This is a genomic window from Vibrio sp. HB236076, assembly GCF_040957575.1.
GTDB lineage: Bacteria > Pseudomonadota > Gammaproteobacteria > Enterobacterales > Vibrionaceae > Vibrio.
This window is the reverse complement of the sequence record NZ_CP162601.1, coordinates 1,013,641-1,028,160: the sequence shown is the minus strand read 5'-3', so window position 1 is coordinate 1,028,160 and position 14,520 is coordinate 1,013,641. Positions and strand designations below refer to the sequence as shown.

At 47.4% G+C, this 14,520-nt stretch carries 16 protein-coding genes; 9 read left to right on the top strand and 7 right to left on the bottom strand.

What is annotated here, in order from left to right:
* Nucleotides 1-155: 155 nt before the first annotated feature.
* Complete coding sequence (locus AB0763_RS04565) at nt 156-1,289, bottom strand: flagellin (RefSeq protein ID WP_306101422.1); 1,134 nt, start codon at nt 1,287-1,289, stop codon at nt 156-158.
* A gap of 226 nt (nt 1,290-1,515) precedes the next feature.
* Nucleotides 1,516-2,649, bottom strand: coding sequence for a flagellin (locus tag AB0763_RS04560; protein ID WP_306101423.1), 1,134 nt, complete (start codon nt 2,647-2,649; stop codon nt 1,516-1,518).
* 137 nt (nt 2,650-2,786) lie between these two features.
* Here AB0763_RS04560 and AB0763_RS04555 point away from each other — a divergent pair, with 137 nt between their 5' ends.
* Complete coding sequence (locus AB0763_RS04555; protein ID WP_306101550.1) at nt 2,787-3,131, top strand: DUF2956 domain-containing protein; 345 nt, start codon at nt 2,787-2,789, stop codon at nt 3,129-3,131.
* Here AB0763_RS04555 and AB0763_RS04550 read toward each other — a convergent pair.
* Nucleotides 3,073-3,411: a helix-turn-helix domain-containing protein gene (locus AB0763_RS04550; RefSeq protein ID WP_306101424.1), complete on the bottom strand. Its 339-nt coding sequence runs from the start codon at nt 3,409-3,411 to the stop codon at nt 3,073-3,075. The two genes, AB0763_RS04555 and AB0763_RS04550, sit on opposite strands and share 59 nt — an antisense overlap.
* Nucleotides 3,412-3,588: 177 nt before the next feature.
* On the opposite strand from AB0763_RS04550, the gene AB0763_RS04545 reads away from it, so the two are divergent.
* The 4 genes from AB0763_RS04545 to AB0763_RS04530 are packed head-to-tail and all read left to right on the top strand — an operon-like array spanning nt 3,589 to nt 6,056.
* The gene (locus AB0763_RS04545) at nt 3,589-3,939 is read left to right on the top strand and encodes an ArsC family reductase (protein ID WP_306101425.1); all 351 of its coding nucleotides are present in this window, start codon (nt 3,589-3,591) and stop codon (nt 3,937-3,939) included.
* A 58-nt stretch (nt 3,940-3,997) separates the two neighbouring features.
* On the top strand, nt 3,998-5,134 hold the full coding sequence (gene dapE / locus AB0763_RS04540) for a succinyl-diaminopimelate desuccinylase (RefSeq protein ID WP_306101426.1): 1,137 nt from the start codon (nt 3,998-4,000) through the stop codon (nt 5,132-5,134).
* Nucleotides 5,135-5,141: 7 nt separating this feature from the next.
* Nucleotides 5,142-5,819 carry a M15 family metallopeptidase gene (locus tag AB0763_RS04535; RefSeq protein ID WP_306101551.1) on the top strand — a complete coding sequence of 226 codons (678 nt, stop codon included), beginning with the start codon at nt 5,142-5,144 and terminating at the stop codon, nt 5,817-5,819.
* 9 nt (nt 5,820-5,828) lie between these two features.
* The gene (locus AB0763_RS04530; protein ID WP_306101427.1) at nt 5,829-6,056 is read left to right on the top strand and encodes a hypothetical protein; all 228 of its coding nucleotides are present in this window, start codon (nt 5,829-5,831) and stop codon (nt 6,054-6,056) included.
* Nucleotides 6,057-6,209: 153 nt separating this feature from the next.
* On the opposite strand, the gene bamC is transcribed toward AB0763_RS04530, so the two are convergent.
* Both bamC and dapA read right to left on the bottom strand, forming a co-directional pair.
* The gene (bamC, locus tag AB0763_RS04525) at nt 6,210-7,244 is read right to left on the bottom strand and encodes an outer membrane protein assembly factor BamC (RefSeq protein WP_306101428.1); all 1,035 of its coding nucleotides are present in this window, start codon (nt 7,242-7,244) and stop codon (nt 6,210-6,212) included.
* 51 nt (nt 7,245-7,295) lie between these two features.
* Nucleotides 7,296-8,174 (bottom strand): 4-hydroxy-tetrahydrodipicolinate synthase, encoded by an 879-nt coding sequence (dapA, locus tag AB0763_RS04520; protein ID WP_306101429.1) that lies wholly within the window; start codon nt 8,172-8,174, stop codon nt 7,296-7,298.
* A 564-nt stretch (nt 8,175-8,738) separates the two neighbouring features.
* On the opposite strand from dapA, the gene bcp reads away from it, so the two are divergent.
* Nucleotides 8,739-9,206, top strand: coding sequence for a thioredoxin-dependent thiol peroxidase (gene bcp / locus AB0763_RS04515; protein WP_306101430.1), 468 nt, complete (start codon nt 8,739-8,741; stop codon nt 9,204-9,206).
* Nucleotides 9,207-9,260: 54 nt separating this feature from the next.
* Here the strand turns inward: bcp and AB0763_RS04510 are convergent, their stop codons facing one another.
* Entirely contained in the window at nt 9,261-10,328 is a 1,068-nt protein-coding gene (locus tag AB0763_RS04510; protein WP_306101431.1) for an AI-2E family transporter, read from the bottom strand.
* Between the two features lie 288 nt (nt 10,329-10,616).
* Here AB0763_RS04510 and AB0763_RS04505 point away from each other — a divergent pair, with 288 nt between their 5' ends.
* From AB0763_RS04505 to wrbA, 3 genes are read left to right on the top strand one after another with little or no spacing between them, the layout of a single operon-like run.
* Nucleotides 10,617-12,074, top strand: coding sequence for a M48 family metalloprotease (locus AB0763_RS04505; RefSeq protein ID WP_306101552.1), 1,458 nt, complete (start codon nt 10,617-10,619; stop codon nt 12,072-12,074).
* Nucleotides 12,075-12,085: 11 nt separating this feature from the next.
* Nucleotides 12,086-12,430 (top strand): arsenate reductase (glutaredoxin), encoded by a 345-nt coding sequence (gene arsC / locus AB0763_RS04500; protein ID WP_306101432.1) that lies wholly within the window; start codon nt 12,086-12,088, stop codon nt 12,428-12,430.
* On the top strand, nt 12,427-12,987 hold the full coding sequence (wrbA, locus tag AB0763_RS04495; RefSeq protein ID WP_306101433.1) for an NAD(P)H:quinone oxidoreductase: 561 nt from the start codon (nt 12,427-12,429) through the stop codon (nt 12,985-12,987). Before arsC ends, wrbA begins: the two co-directional genes overlap by 4 nt.
* Before the next feature lie 101 nt (nt 12,988-13,088).
* Here the strand turns inward: wrbA and AB0763_RS04490 are convergent, their stop codons facing one another.
* Nucleotides 13,089-14,324, bottom strand: coding sequence for a DUF2066 domain-containing protein (locus tag AB0763_RS04490; protein WP_306101434.1), 1,236 nt, complete (start codon nt 14,322-14,324; stop codon nt 13,089-13,091).
* Nucleotides 14,325-14,520 lie beyond the last annotated feature (196 nt).

The following is a 14,520-nucleotide window of genomic DNA, read 5'->3' as shown; positions in this document are numbered from 1 at the left end:
ATCTTAAAGACTTTCATTTCTCTTAATCTCTTTAACGACTGGCCTTAAATAAGCTTTAGTCTTTTTTTTGCACTTTTTTTGATTTATTTGCGACAACGAAAAAACCCAACCTTGCGGTTGGGTTTGGACTCACTCATCTCTCACCATGAGTTAATTTAACCGAGTAGGCTCAAAGCGGCATTTGGCGCTTGTTTCGCTTGAGCTAAAATTGAACTAGAAGCTTGAGACAGAATTTGAGACTTGGTCATTGCCGTGGTTTCTTTGGCAAAGTCCGTGTCTTTAATACGGCTCTTCGATGCGTTCACATTTTCATTGATATTGTCTAAGTTGCTGATTGCATGATCAAAGCGGTTTTGAAATGCACCAAGCTCTGCACGGTGACTATCCACGTACTTAAGCGCCGAATCAATAATCGCCACCGACTCTTGAGCACCGCCGACTGTGGTTACATTGATGTCATTAACTGTTTGTGCCTGTGCATCACCCATGTCCAACTCGCCGGCCAAACCGCCAGAGAATGAAAGCTCACCTTGGACCTTATTGTTGCCAGCAAACAGTTGTAGACGGCCTTCTTCATCAACCGAAGCTTTGATATCGTCGTTTTGACCATTGATGTAAGTAGCAAGCTCTTCAATGTCGTCGCCGGTTTTCGCATTGATGTTAAGTTCTTTCTCTTCGCCACTGGCGTCGGTGTATTCAATGGTCAAATCATTGTTATCGCCTGAAACGGTCCAGTTTTTATCTTTGCCTTCACCCGCTTGATACGCCAAACCACCCATCATGTTGTTGTCTGAACGCATATCTTTAAGAGACAACATCACCGCTTCGCCGCTGTCGGCACCAATTTGGAAGGCTTGAGTGCCATAAGTACCATTTAACAGTTTGTTACCACCAAAAGACGTGGTTTCTGCAATTCGGTTTAACTCATCATTTAAGGCCGTGACTTCTTCTTGAATCGCCACTCGTTCCGCTTTCGAGTTGGAGCCATTAGCCGACTGCAAAGACAAATCACGCATACGCTGCAATACGTTGGTGGTTTCATTCATTGCCCCTTCTGCGGTTTGGGCAATCGAAATACCATCATTTGCATTGCGAACCGCAACATCTAAACCGCGGCTTTGCGAGTTTAAACGGTTTGAAATCTGTAAACCTGCCGCATCGTCTTTCGCGCTGTTGATTTTAAACCCTGAAGACAAGCGCTCCATAGAAAGTTGTTGAGCGTTGTTTGCGCTGTTTAGGTAGCGCTGTGCTGTCATTGCTGCGACGTTGGTGTTTACGTTAATAGCCATAATGAATTCTCCAATTGATTTTCCGATTAAAGCGGTTTCCGACGTCTCGGAAAACCAAGTAGTTCTCTCAAAGTTATTATCATTAACGGCACCGCGGGAAAAACCTTTACTCTTTTTTTTAAAAAAAATGCAATTGGCGTAAAAAGCAGCTTTAAACGGCTAAAATCAACAAAAAAACAAAAAAATACTCAAGTAAATTCAGTGGCAGTCGATAAGTTTTGCTTTTTTATTTCAACAACGCCAACACCAGATTTGGCTGCTGCTTTGCTTGCGCTAAAATACTAAGGCTGGCTTGCTGTAATATTTGTTGTTTGACCATTTGAGCGCTTTCCTTGCCATAATCCGTATCTTCGATTCGACTTTTGGCCGCGGCAAGGTTTTCATTACTCTGGGTTAAATTGTTAATCGCATGAGTAAAGCGATTTTGGTAAGCGCCAAGATAAGCCCGCTGACTATCGATATAACTCAAGGCCGTATCTAACACGGACACCGCACCTTGTGCTCCCCCCACGGTAAGAATATCCGTGGTATCAACGGTTTTATAACCTGTCACATTCAACTGCAATGCATCGGCTAAGGTCCCAGAAAATGACAATGTCCCTGAGCTGTCTTTTCCTGCCATAAACAGCTGCAACTGGCCATTTTCATTCACAGACGCAGAAAGGTGGTCGCTGCGACCATTGATATACGTCGCCAACGCTTCAATGTCATCGCCAACCTTAGCCTCTATAGACAGGGTTTGCGGTTCGCCCCTGTGGTCAAGATAGTCAATATTGAGTTGCCGGTTAGCGGCATCAACTTGCCACTGGTCAGTAAAAGAAAAGGCGGATAGATAGTGAAAGCCACCTAAATCGAGTGCATTGCTTTTTATATTGGGCAGAGTGACACTGACGGCCTCACCAGAACCGGCGCCAATTTGAAAAGAAGTGGTACCAAATTGCCCATTGAGTAAACGCTTCCCCGCAAACGAGGTCGTTTCGGCAATTCGGTTTAACTCATCATTAAGGGCTCGGTATTCTTGATTAAGCGCTTGACGTTCAGAGGCCGAATTTGAACCGTTGGCCGATTGTAACGACAAGTCGCGCATTCGCTGAAGCAAGGCGGTGGTTTCTTGCATCGCTCCTTCTGCTGTTTGCATAATGGAAATGCCGTCATTGGCATTGCGTACCGCCACGTCTAAGCCTCCCATCTGGGTTGCTAATCGATTTGCCACTTGTAAGCCGGCAGCGTCGTCTTTGGCGCTGTTTATTCGCTTACCCGATGACAAGCGCTCGAGCGACTGGCCGAGCAGATCACTGGCTTTAGTCAGATGTCGCTGTGCGGTCAATGCAGCTGTATTGGTATTGATGGTTATCGCCACCGATGAACACTCCTTAGAAAACCCTACAGAGCCTTTATCGGTCAACAATAACAAAACTTGATAGCGTTGGAGGTCGAACTTTTACCACCACTTATGCTAGTCTCACGAGTCCGTTGAATAAGCCTCTTATTGCGATCATGAAAAACACCGACAAACCTTCCGCTCAAACACAGTTAGAAGCCGAAAACATAGCCAAAGCGACACAAAAGCCTGGGCAAACCAAAGCCCAAACCAAGCTCATAGCTCAAGGCATTGAAAAAGGCATTGCGCTGTATAAAAAACAACAAAAAGAAAAAGCTCGTCAGGCGGACAAAGCCAAAAAAAAAGCACAAAAACATCAGCAGCCCCTCCCCGTTGAGCCTATCAACGAGTTGCCAACCCAAGAGAAAAGCCCTCAATCGACCAGGTTGCCTTGGATGTTACTCATCCTGAGTTGGCTAGGCTTTGTGCTGTATAGTTGGTTTGGGTGTCCACATTTTTGATAAAACCCAATACACAAGCAATATCACTTTGTTTGGAGCACACCCATTGACGATTGAAAGGCCCCCAATCATTTAATTGATAATAGCCATCGTTATGACGTCGGCCATCTTGCACAAAGTGAAGTTGAATACCGATACCGGGTAACGCTTTGATAGCATCTTGAATGGTACGCCGCGGCCACCCGGTTACCCGGATCAATTTGGGCACATTAGGGCGTTCTAAGTGTTCGATTAAAAGAGCGAGATACAATCGCCTTGCAAATACCGGACTGAGTTTCATTATGACCTCCTATTTTCCTTCTGACATTATTTCTTTTCTGTATTTCACCATGTTGAGGAAGATCAATAATCCCGAGGTATTTACGCAAGAGTGGCAACTCACATTCAACTTTTGTGTGTTTTGTGACTTCCTGCTAGGATGCATCTTGATATCAATGACAGGCTATAAAGGCGCAGTATGACAGTAACCATGTATGGTATTCCCAATTGTGACACGATAAAGAAAGCCAAAAAGTGGCTCACCGATGAGGGAATCGAATTTGTTTTTCACGACTATCGAAAACAAGGTGTTGAACCGGCCTTGATCGAGCGTTTTTTCTCTCAACTTGATTGGCAACAAGTCGTCAACAAACGAGGCACTACCTACCGTCAACTCCCTCAAGAAGTAAAAGACAACTTAGACCAAAACAGTGCCTTAACGTTGCTCGTGGCGTCTCCGGCGATGATCAAACGCCCAATTTTAGATTGTGATGGCCAATTACACCTCGGCTTCAAAGCCGAGCAATACCAGACCATTTTTGCCCAGTAATCGGCGAAAATCTCGGTTCATTACTCAGCGATAAACCCAACTAATAGGAATGTAAAGGATGACGGAAAGTCCCGTTTTATCATTGGCTAAAGACTTAATCAGCCGCCCTTCTATCACCCCCGCCGACGAAGGCTGTCAAGACGTTATGATTGAGCGACTCAAGGCGTTGGGCTTTGAGATCGAAGTGATGGTGTTTGACGACACAACCAACTTTTGGGCTCGCCGCGGCTCGGCGTCTCCGCTCTTTGCCTTTGCCGGTCATACTGACGTCGTACCACCAGGCGATCTCGACGAGTGGGTCAGCCCACCTTTTGCACCCGAAGTGAGAGAGGGTCTACTTTACGGCCGAGGTGCCGCCGACATGAAAGGCTCATTGGCGGCGATGATCGTTGCCGTTGAACGATTCATCAACGAAAACCCCGACCATCAAGGCTCGATTGGCTTTTTGATCACCTCCGACGAAGAAGGCCCATTCATCAATGGCACGGTCAAGGTTGTTGAAACGCTTATGGCTCGTGGTGAAATGATTGACATGTGTATTGTCGGTGAGCCGTCAAGCACAGAGCACGTTGGAGATGTCATCAAAAACGGTCGTCGCGGTTCCATTACTGCCGACTTATCGATTAAAGGCGTGCAAGGTCATGTTGCTTACCCTCATCTCGCTCGCAACCCTGTTCATCAATCTTTAATGGCGTTAAACGAACTTTGTACTCATACTTGGGATACAGGCAATGACTATTTTCCACCCACGAGTATTCAGATCCCAAACCTTGCGGCCGGTACCGGCGCGTCGAATGTGATCCCGGGGGAGTTTAACGTTCAGTTCAATTTGCGCTTTAGCACTGAACTCAACAACGACCGTATCATGGAGACGTTCCATCAAATTTTGCAAAAGCACCAACTCGATTACAACATCGATTGGACCTTTAATGGCGACCCATTTTTAACCGACACAGGGGACTTACTGGATGCCGTTGTGGCCGGTGTCAACAAAGTCAATCAACAGCAGCCGCAACTGCTCACCACGGGGGGAACGTCTGACGGTCGCTTTATTGCTCGTATGAAAGGTCAAGTCGTTGAACTCGGTCCCGTTAATGCCACTATTCACAAGGTGAACGAATGCGTGAGTGTGGACGATCTTGAAAAATTAACCGACATGTATCAAGAAACGCTTAATCACTTATTGGTGAAATAACATGACAATGAGCCCAGCGTCCTTGTGTGGTTTGAGTGAGCAGCATTTAACCCAAATAGCGCTCAATCCGTCCCTCAACATCAAAGTGCATCCTAATGTGGCCTCCCCTCTTGCCCATTTGTCTCAGCTTGCGACGCAAGCGGGCTTTGAGCTTTCTATTGCCAGTGGCTTTCGAGATTTCCATCGCCAAGCCAGCATTTGGAATGGAAAGTATCTTGGTCAAAGGCCTATTCTCGATCGCGACAGCCAAGTTTTAGACCGAGATTCACTGTCGGATGAACAAGCACTCTGGGCCATTTTACATTGGTCTGCGTTACCCGGTGCCAGTCGTCATCACTGGGGAACCGACTTTGACGTTTACGCCACCAATACCCTGCCCAAAGGCACCTCAATCCGCCTCGAACCTTGGGAGTATGAACAAGGCCATCAACGTGAATTTTCTGCTTGGTTGAAAGAAGCATTACCACACTGTGGCTTCTTCTTACCTTATAATCAAGACTTGGGGGGAGTCGCTATCGAGCCATGGCACATCAGTCACCGAGAATCCGCCACCGCCTGTTTAGACGCCTTGACTCCGACTCAGCTACTGAGCTGTATTGAACAACAACCTATTGAAGGGATGGCGCATATACGCCACCACTTTGATAAAATCTACCATCAATACATTATTAATATTTCTCTTTAGGAGCAGGCGATGGATTGGTTAACAAGCCCCTGGTTTATTAGCGCAGTTATCATGATCTTTTTGGTTGGCAATGTGTTGGCATTTCGCTATAGCGACCCTTCGCGCTACCTCAATAAAAATAATCGCCAAAAACAGCGACAGCGCTTAATTGAACTCGATGAAAAACATCAAGCACTGCGCCAGTCTGATGAGCAGAAAAAAGCAGCGCAGTCGTCTGACATTGAACGCAAAAAATAACCATTTAAGCGAGTGACAACACCGTGAAGCGGTTATCAAACTCAGCTTAGTTTGTGAGTGGTTTCCTAAAACAAATCATCGCCATTGACCGCATGCAATAAAAAATGCTGAGTAGACATACTCAGCATTTTTATGGATGTGAAGTCTTATCAGCTACTGAGCCGCTTGTTGCTTTTGCTGCTCGATTACGGCAGCGAGAACATTTTCAACCGCCTGCAGTTTGTCTTCGCTCAGCGGTTTACCTTTGCTATCTGTGATGTTGATTGACGTACGGTTTGCCAAATCACCAATCAAAAACGTGTATTCCCCACGTGAGAGCGTTAATGGTGGCTGGCCAATCGCTTGCCAAAAATCACTGTCTGCCGCTTTGTATTCAGTCTCAATACTGCCTTGCGATTGATTGCGATCTTCAATTTTAAAACCGATCGGCTCCAGTAACCCGGCCATGCGTTCCCACACGATGCCATAATCTGCCCGAGCGATAATCACTGGCAGACCGCTGCGGTCTTTACCCATCAGCAATGGAATATCCAATTGACGATTACGCGCTTGGCGCTCTTGAGCTTGCCTTTGCGCCTCATCATATTCCGTCGTTATTAGGTTGGCCATGATATTGGTATAGCGCTGCTTATCTTGCACAGCCGGCTGTTTAACATCACCGTCTTGACGCCATTGCACCAGTTCAATGAGCAAGCCTGGTCGACCGGCTTGATTGACTTGACTGAGCAGATAACGGGCGTTGAAGTTTCGCTCTTCATCGCTTCGAGTCCAGTTGATCCACCCTGTCTCTATGGTGTCATCGGAGCGCTTCATTTGCACTTGACGCTTTTCTAACCCATCAATGAGCGACTGCCACGTTTGCTGCTGCACTTGAGTATTGGCAAACCAGACGTTGACACCTTCACTGGATTGTTCAATCCGCGCACCAGGGATCAAAGCGAGCACTTGCTGAGGAGGGCGTATGTCGACCTGCTTACCAATCGGGCCTTGGTAGTCGCCATCGGGAATCACGTAGTCTTGATAAAATGGCGGTTTGTTCCCTTGCGGATACTCGAGTGTGGCCGTAGCCTGATTATTGAGGTAGGTAAAACCATCATCCGCTTGACGACGCTTGGCTGGGTCAGAGGAACAGGCACTTAATACCAACAAGGCCATTGAGCTCATCACGAGCTGGCGAGAGAACTTCATTGTAACTCCTAATACACACTGGGGCACAACACCCCAGTCTTTACATTCTAATTAAAGTAAACCCGCTTGCTTTAGCGCTTGTTCAACGGTGGGTTGATGCGCTTGCGTTAGCTGGGTCAATGGTAAGCGAAGTGATCCATCATCAATGAGTCCCAAGCGTTGGGCTGCCCATTTCACTGGAATTGGACTCGATTCAACAAATAAACCTTTGTGAAGCCCCATCAAACGTTGGTTAATCGCTTCAGCTTGTTCAAAGTCACCATTTAAGGCTAAATGCATCATGTCTGCCATGGCTTTGGCCGCCACATTGTTGGTGACAGAGATCACGCCCTGACCGCCAAGTTTGACAAACTCGAGTCCAGTCGCGTCATCACCACTGAGTAAGATAAATTCTTTGCCACAAAGTTCACGGTGTTTTGCAACTCGGCTAACATCTCCGGTCGCATCTTTAAGCGCAACGATGTTATCGATCTCGGCCAGGCGAGCGACGGTTTCAGGCAGCATATCAACCGCAGTTCGGCCCGGAACATTGTAAAGAATTTGCGGCACATCACTGACTTCAGCAATGGCTTTATAGTGTTGATACAAACCTTCTTGGGTAGGTTTGTTGTAATAAGGAGTCACACTCAAACAGCCAGCAATCCCCGAATCGTTAAGCAAGCGACTAAACGTTACAGATTCATGGGTTGCATTTGCCCCAGTACCGGCAATAATTGGCATGCGACCATTGGCAAACTCAACCATTTTAGTCACGACTTTAACATGCTCTTCAATGGTCAAGGTCGCAGATTCACCCGTGGTGCCCACCGCAACCAAACCGTCTGAACCCGCCTCAATATGAAACTCTACTAAACGCTGCAAGCCGTCGAAATCCACTTCACCATCGGCTTTAAACGGCGTTACCAAGGCCACAATACTTCCTGAAAACATGTTATTCTCCTTATCTTTTAGTTCTAGCATGGTACTTTAAGCCACTTCATCAACACAAGCAGATTCACTGTGATATTTTGGCTAAAATAACAATATTGAGAGACACGCGCATTGAGCGCTCAATCTTTGCTCACTCCCTGCTAAATAAGACCGAAAATAACATCGATAAATGCTTGTAACAGGCCCAGAGCGTGGGCAGTATGGCGCGCCATCCCCTGCAGCGACCTAGCCACAGAGCGTTTCAACACACTTACTGATCACCGCCGCACACTTTCGATGAGCGTAATACCCATCTCACGAAATAGCGGAGTACCCAAGCGAGATAAAAAACTCGATAACGCGGTTAATCCCCCCACTTGTCGAATAACAATGACGATTCTGGTATCAATAAGAAAATTCTCACGCTTTTTTCCTGCGCTACCATTGACCTCATACTGAATCAAAACGGTATAAAAGACAGTGACTGGACAACGCGGTGAAATATGGCAAGAATACGCTTTGATTCGCTCGCTAAAACCTAGCTATCACGATAATAGCAAGCTAAACGCATAAGGTACTGATAATATGACCATTGAAGCTGGACAAGTCGCTCCCGACTTTACCTTGAACAACCAAGACAACACGCCGATTACTCTGTCTGAGTTTAAAGGCAAAAAAGTCTTACTTTACTTTTACCCGCGCGCGTCGACACCCGGTTGTACCACTCAAGCTCAGGGGTTGCGCGATACCAAATCCGAATTGGACGCACATAATGTCGTGGTTCTTGGCATTAGCCCTGATACCCCTAAAAAACTCACTAACTTTATCACCAAGCAAGCGCTTAACTTTGCCTTGCTCGCCGACGAAGAACACGCCGTGTGCGAATTATACGGTGTATGGCAGCTGAAAAAATTCATGGGCCGAGAAAATATGGGGGTAGTCAGAACCAGCTTCCTCATCGATGAAGACGGCAAGGTTGAACACGTTTTTAACAAGTTCAAAACCAAAGACCACCATGAGGTTGTCTTGGATTATTTAGAACAGCAAAAATAACCCGTAACGCCCTTGCTTGTCATCGCGCTTGACAAAGCAAGGGCAACACATGCATTACTCGGCCACTTGACTGTCGTCATTGCTAGGTAGAGCCCGCCAAACGGCTTTGACTAAGGTGGCCAGTGGAATGGCGAAAAAGACCCCCCAAAAACCCCATAATCCACCAAAAACAAGCACGGCAACAATGATCGCCACGGGGTGTAAATTCACCGCCTCGGAAAACAACACCGGCACCAATACATTACCATCAAGGGTTTGAATGATACCGTACGCCACTAACAGCCAATAAAAGTCAGGGGTTAGGCCCCATTGAAAGAGGGCCACCATTGCCACAGGCACCGTCACAACCGCGGCGCCGATATAGGGAATTAACACCGACAAACCAACGGCGACGGCCAACAAAGCAGAGTATCGCAAACCAAGTACGGCAAACGTTACGTAGCTGACGCCGCCAACAATGATAATCTCTAATACTTTTCCGCGTATATAGTTGGAGATTTGATCGTTCATTTCATACCAGACTTGGTAAGCCAACTGACGATTTTTCGGCAACACACCGCTGGCAATGGCCAACATCTCTCGCTTGTCCTTCAATAAGAAGAAAACCAAGAGAGGTACTAAAATTAAATAGATAGCCAGTGTGGCTATGCTGATTAAAGACGCCAACGAGCCCTTGACGACAGACTCGCCCATCGACAAAACTTGGTTTTTAACATTGGTGATCATCGACTCGACGATTTGTAAATGCGCCACTTCGGGGAAGCGCTCCGGCAAACTGGCGATGAAGCGTTGTGAATCCGAGTACATGTTGGGGATGTCGTTAATAAGATTGCCCACCTGGCCCCAAATGGTCGGCACCAAACCAAACAGTGCAATCAGCATCAGACCGACAAAGACAAAAATGACAGAGACCACAGCCAAGGTTCTCGGCACGCCAAAACGATGTAAATGCAACACTGGCCACTCGAGCAAGTAAGCTAACACTATCGCCACCAACAAAGGCGCAATCAAATGACCAAAAAAGTAAATAATGATAAAGCCGATAAGTAATATTGCCACCAAACTCGCGGCATGAGGGTCAGAAAAACGACGTTTGTACCAACGACTGATCATTTCCAGCATGGTTATTAATTCCTTTGATAACTTACCTGTACACCAAGACAGAAACTCGTTATCTTCTTGATATGAAGTTTAAAAATGTCGATGACTTAGCACGCTTGACGAGCGGAAAAATCACTGTGGACTAACAGCGACTTTAACGCATTATCCCTATCTATGGGTAGTAGCAAATTGAAAAAACGATAAAAATTTAACAGTCGGTGGCATCGCCCCTAATACGCTTAATCTCAGAGAAACTCTGCGGCAAAACTGGGGTCAAAAGGTTATAAAATGGAGTAGTGGATTATCATGATGGTCAAAAGAAAACGCCTTGGTGCTTATCTATCAATGCTAGCAATCACTTGCAGTACCCTTGGCTATGCAGACAATGGATTAAACCTTCCTGACATTGGCACAACGGCCAGTTCAACCTTAACCATCGCCCAAGAAGAACAATACGGTGATGCTTATATGCGTATTTTGCGCCGCCATCAACCCGTTATTAATGATCCAACGCTCAATCAATACATCAATCAACTCGGTCATAAGTTAGTCGCCAATGCCGATGATGTGAAAACGCCCTTTCGTTTTATTTTAATTCAGAACCGTGAAATCAATGCATTTGCATTTTTTGGCGGCTACGTCGCACTGCACTCAGGGCTATTTTTACACGCCAGTACCGAAAGTGAGTTAGCCTCAGTGCTCGCTCATGAAATCGCCCATATCACCCAGCGTCACTTAGCGCGTAGCATGGAAGCGCAAGCACAGCGCACTCCTGCCACCATAGCCGCGTTAGCCGGTTCCCTATTACTGGCCATTGCGGCCCCGCAAGCTGGGGTCGCCGCGTTGACCGCCACCACCGCAGGTAACATTCAAAGCCAGATCAATTACACCCGCAGCAATGAGGAAGAAGCGGATCGCTTTGGCATTAAAACCCTGGCCAAAGCGGGCTATAACCCTCAAGCGATGCCTCAATTTTTCGGTCGCTTAGCCGATGAGTATCGCTACACGAGCACGCCACCTGAAATGCTATTAACGCACCCTTTGCCTCAGTCGCGCATTACTGATAGCCGAAATCGAGCTCAACAATATCCCAGCGTATCGCCTCAACCATCCTTAAATTACACACTCGCTCGCGTTCGCGTGGTGGTGCGCTATGCCGGCTTGCGTTCTGATGCCGCCCTTGACTGGTTAGAGCGTCACCAAGCCAACGCACCAGCGCAAACTAAAGACGCTTATCAATATGGAAAAGCACTGGTGTACCTCGATGACAATAAGCTTGATCAAGCCCAAGCTATCCTCACCAAATTGTACCAACAACAGAGCAATAATTATTTTTATCTCGATGCGTTAAGCGATCTCTGGATTGCTAAGCACCAACCGAACAAAGCAATCGAAACCCTAGAAACCGCCCTTGCCCTTACCCCTAAAAACCCCATTTTAACCATTAATTATGCCAATGCGTTAATTGAGCACCAGCAAGCGAGCAAAGCCATTTCAGTATTGCAGCGCTACACGCACTCACAGCCAGGTGATACCAATGGATGGTACCTGCTTTCAAAAGCATACAGTTTAACGGGGGATCGCGCTCAAGAGCTGGCCGCGCAAGGCGAACTCTTTGCCCTAAAAGCGCGCTGGGATCAAGCGATCAACAACTACACCCAAGCCAGTCAACTCGCTGACATTGGCAGTTTACAACAAGCGCGTTTTGATGCTCGTGTCGATCAACTCTCACAACAACGGCAACAATTTTTACAACTGGAAAATTAACGGAAAACCCTATGTCGATTACGCTTTACCACAACCCAAGATGCAGTAAAAGTCGCCAAGCCTTGCAATTGCTTACCGAAAGAGGTTACCAGGTTGAGATCGTGCGCTACTTAGAGACCCCCCTGTCTGTCGAAGAGCTGCAAAACCTCATGACGCTTCTTAAACTGACCGACGCCACGCAAATGATGCGTACTAAAGAAGCTGAATTCAAACAACAAAACTTACGCGAGGCCGACCAGAACACCTTACTGCTGGCGATGGCCAATACCCCTAAATTGATCGAACGCCCCATTGTCGTGGCCAATGGCCAAGCGCGTATCGGCCGCCCGGTGGAAAACATTTTAGAGATACTATGAATAAAATACTGGTCCTTTACTTTAGCCGTCATGGCCGCACTCGCTTACTGGCCAATCACATCGCGCGCGGTATCGATTCTGTGTCGGGCTGTGAGGCCGTTGTCCGTAGCCTCGCCCCTCTTGATATGAGCAGTGATCCCCAAGACCCCATTGCCACCCTTGACGACCTCAAACACTGCGATGGCCTGGCCATGGGCAGTCCCGTTTGGTTTGGCAATATGGCAGCCCCACTCAAGCATTTTTGGGATCAGACGACCCCACTTTGGGTCTCCGGGGCGCTTAATGACAAACCCGCCTGTGTCTTTACTGGCTCGAGCAGTCTGCACGGAGGCCAAGAAACCACCTTGCAAAGCATGATGTTGCCCTTGTTGCACCACGGTATGCTAATCTTAGGCCTTCCCTACAGTGAGCCCGCGCTGCATACCACACAAACCGGGGGCACACCCTATGGTGCCAGTCACTGCAGTGAAGGGCGTCAATTATCCACAGAAGAAAGTGAACTGGCCAAAGCTCAAGGCCAGCGTCTTGCTCGCCTCAGTCAAACCCTCAAACGCTAAATTGACCCTGATAAAAGATCGCCTAAAGCAACTCCGCGCTTTAGGCGATTGAAACACCGTTTTAGATGACTAGTAAGTCAAGCGTTCAGAGCGAGCTTAGCTTACTCTTGCCAAATGAAGCGATAATCCGGTTTATCAAACGTCGCTTGTTGCGGGGCGTTCACCACTGGCGCCATCTTTTGCGTGTTGCCCTGTGAAGGCTCCGCCCGCGTTTGCGCCTGATTGTCAATCGCCGGCGCTGTAACGTCTTGGCTATGCTCAACCTCGGCGACGGATGACGCATCGGTTTCTAAGCGATTGGCATTTTGATACGACTCAGCAGATAAGAGCTCTTGACTTGATGTCAAGTCAGAGAGTCTTGATTCGGTCAAGGACAGCTTTGTGGTCGCCTCTGACAAAAAGCCCGTTTGGCTGGTGAGTAAATCGAGGCGAAACGCAGCGCTGTCACCGCGCAAAGTCGTCACTTGGGCACTCGCAACGGCGTTAAGCGTGATTAAACCGCGCTCGAGATGAAAGAAATCACTGGCGTTTTTGATACCAGAGACCTGAATATCAACCGACAAGTCCGATGTTGTGGTTAAGGTCAAGCCATTTTTTTGAGCGTAATAACGGCTGAGCCTGGCGACAATGTCTTTTGCCGCGCCACTGCCACTCGCTTGGCCGTTTAAGCTGACCTCGGTGTTGGCGATCGCATTGGGTTTGGCGTCATAAAGCTGCCAACGAAGTTGCTCACCTTGCGCTTTAACAATCAAAACCGCATCAACCGGATAACGTGCGCTGGCCTTAGCAATACTTTGTACAAAACCGCCCCAAAGATCAGCCGCGCTGACACCGGTCACATCATCAAAGTCCCCGACCGGAATGCTAACCGGTAACCCCATTTGGTCTGCGCTTTGTCGAAAATCTTGTAAAGGCTGCGACTCTGAGGTTTCCCACAAAACAGTGCGTTCGTACTCGGTATTATCCACCCACCACAGCAAGATATTTTCACGCTTAACCGGCCAAATCGGCACCTGAGCTTGAGTCAGTAATTGACGAATTTGCTCACCGTTAAAGCTCATGCTCATCACTTGTGACGCATCGTCACTCTGATAGCCAAATTGTGAAAGATAACGAGCACTGTCATTGAGTGCTTTGGCGATAACAGAGTTGGAGGCGATCTTAGGATCACCGGATGCCTTAATCAGCACTTGCTCCATTCCCTGCTTGCGCGCTTGATGGGCGCTACTGCTTTGCTCATCACTGACTGCGACTTGAGTTTGGTATACATTGACATTGCTCATGGCATAAAGAGGAAAGGCCCCCAAAGCACATAAGACGAAAGCTAAAACTCGCATAATGATCCTAAATTGACACACACTAGGGCGATAATAAGCAACAAACGCTCACTGGGCAAGCGCACGGCCCTGAAACAGGAACGTCAATGCAACGCCATTGAAAGCTGATAATTCAATACCCTTTATTATCATCATTATAACTTATTTAAACTTTCTGCCATTTTTCACTAGGCAATCGTTTGCAAGCTGCTAAAAT

What these genes read in the sequence shown, in the direction of transcription:
- AB0763_RS04565 (WP_306101422.1), bottom strand. Translation starts at nt 1,289, where the DNA reads ATGGCTATTAACGTAAACACCAACGTCGCAGCAATGACAGCACAGCGC.
- AB0763_RS04555 (WP_306101550.1), top strand. Translation starts at nt 2,787, where the DNA reads ATGAAAAACACCGACAAACCTTCCGCTCAAACACAGTTAGAAGCCGAA.
- AB0763_RS04550 (WP_306101424.1), bottom strand. Translation starts at nt 3,411, where the DNA reads ATGAAACTCAGTCCGGTATTTGCAAGGCGATTGTATCTCGCTCTTTTA.
- AB0763_RS04545 (WP_306101425.1), top strand. Translation starts at nt 3,589, where the DNA reads ATGACAGTAACCATGTATGGTATTCCCAATTGTGACACGATAAAGAAA.
- dapE (WP_306101426.1), top strand. Translation starts at nt 3,998, where the DNA reads ATGACGGAAAGTCCCGTTTTATCATTGGCTAAAGACTTAATCAGCCGC.
- AB0763_RS04535 (WP_306101551.1), top strand. Translation starts at nt 5,142, where the DNA reads ATGAGCCCAGCGTCCTTGTGTGGTTTGAGTGAGCAGCATTTAACCCAA.
- AB0763_RS04530 (WP_306101427.1), top strand. Translation starts at nt 5,829, where the DNA reads ATGGATTGGTTAACAAGCCCCTGGTTTATTAGCGCAGTTATCATGATC.
- bamC (WP_306101428.1), bottom strand. Translation starts at nt 7,244, where the DNA reads ATGAAGTTCTCTCGCCAGCTCGTGATGAGCTCAATGGCCTTGTTGGTA.
- dapA (WP_306101429.1), bottom strand. Translation starts at nt 8,174, where the DNA reads ATGTTTTCAGGAAGTATTGTGGCCTTGGTAACGCCGTTTAAAGCCGAT.
- bcp (WP_306101430.1), top strand. Translation starts at nt 8,739, where the DNA reads ATGACCATTGAAGCTGGACAAGTCGCTCCCGACTTTACCTTGAACAAC.
- AB0763_RS04510 (WP_306101431.1), bottom strand. Translation starts at nt 10,328, where the DNA reads ATGCTGGAAATGATCAGTCGTTGGTACAAACGTCGTTTTTCTGACCCT.
- AB0763_RS04505 (WP_306101552.1), top strand. Translation starts at nt 10,617, where the DNA reads ATGGTCAAAAGAAAACGCCTTGGTGCTTATCTATCAATGCTAGCAATC.
- arsC (WP_306101432.1), top strand. Translation starts at nt 12,086, where the DNA reads ATGTCGATTACGCTTTACCACAACCCAAGATGCAGTAAAAGTCGCCAA.
- wrbA (WP_306101433.1), top strand. Translation starts at nt 12,427, where the DNA reads ATGAATAAAATACTGGTCCTTTACTTTAGCCGTCATGGCCGCACTCGC.
- AB0763_RS04490 (WP_306101434.1), bottom strand. Translation starts at nt 14,324, where the DNA reads ATGCGAGTTTTAGCTTTCGTCTTATGTGCTTTGGGGGCCTTTCCTCTT.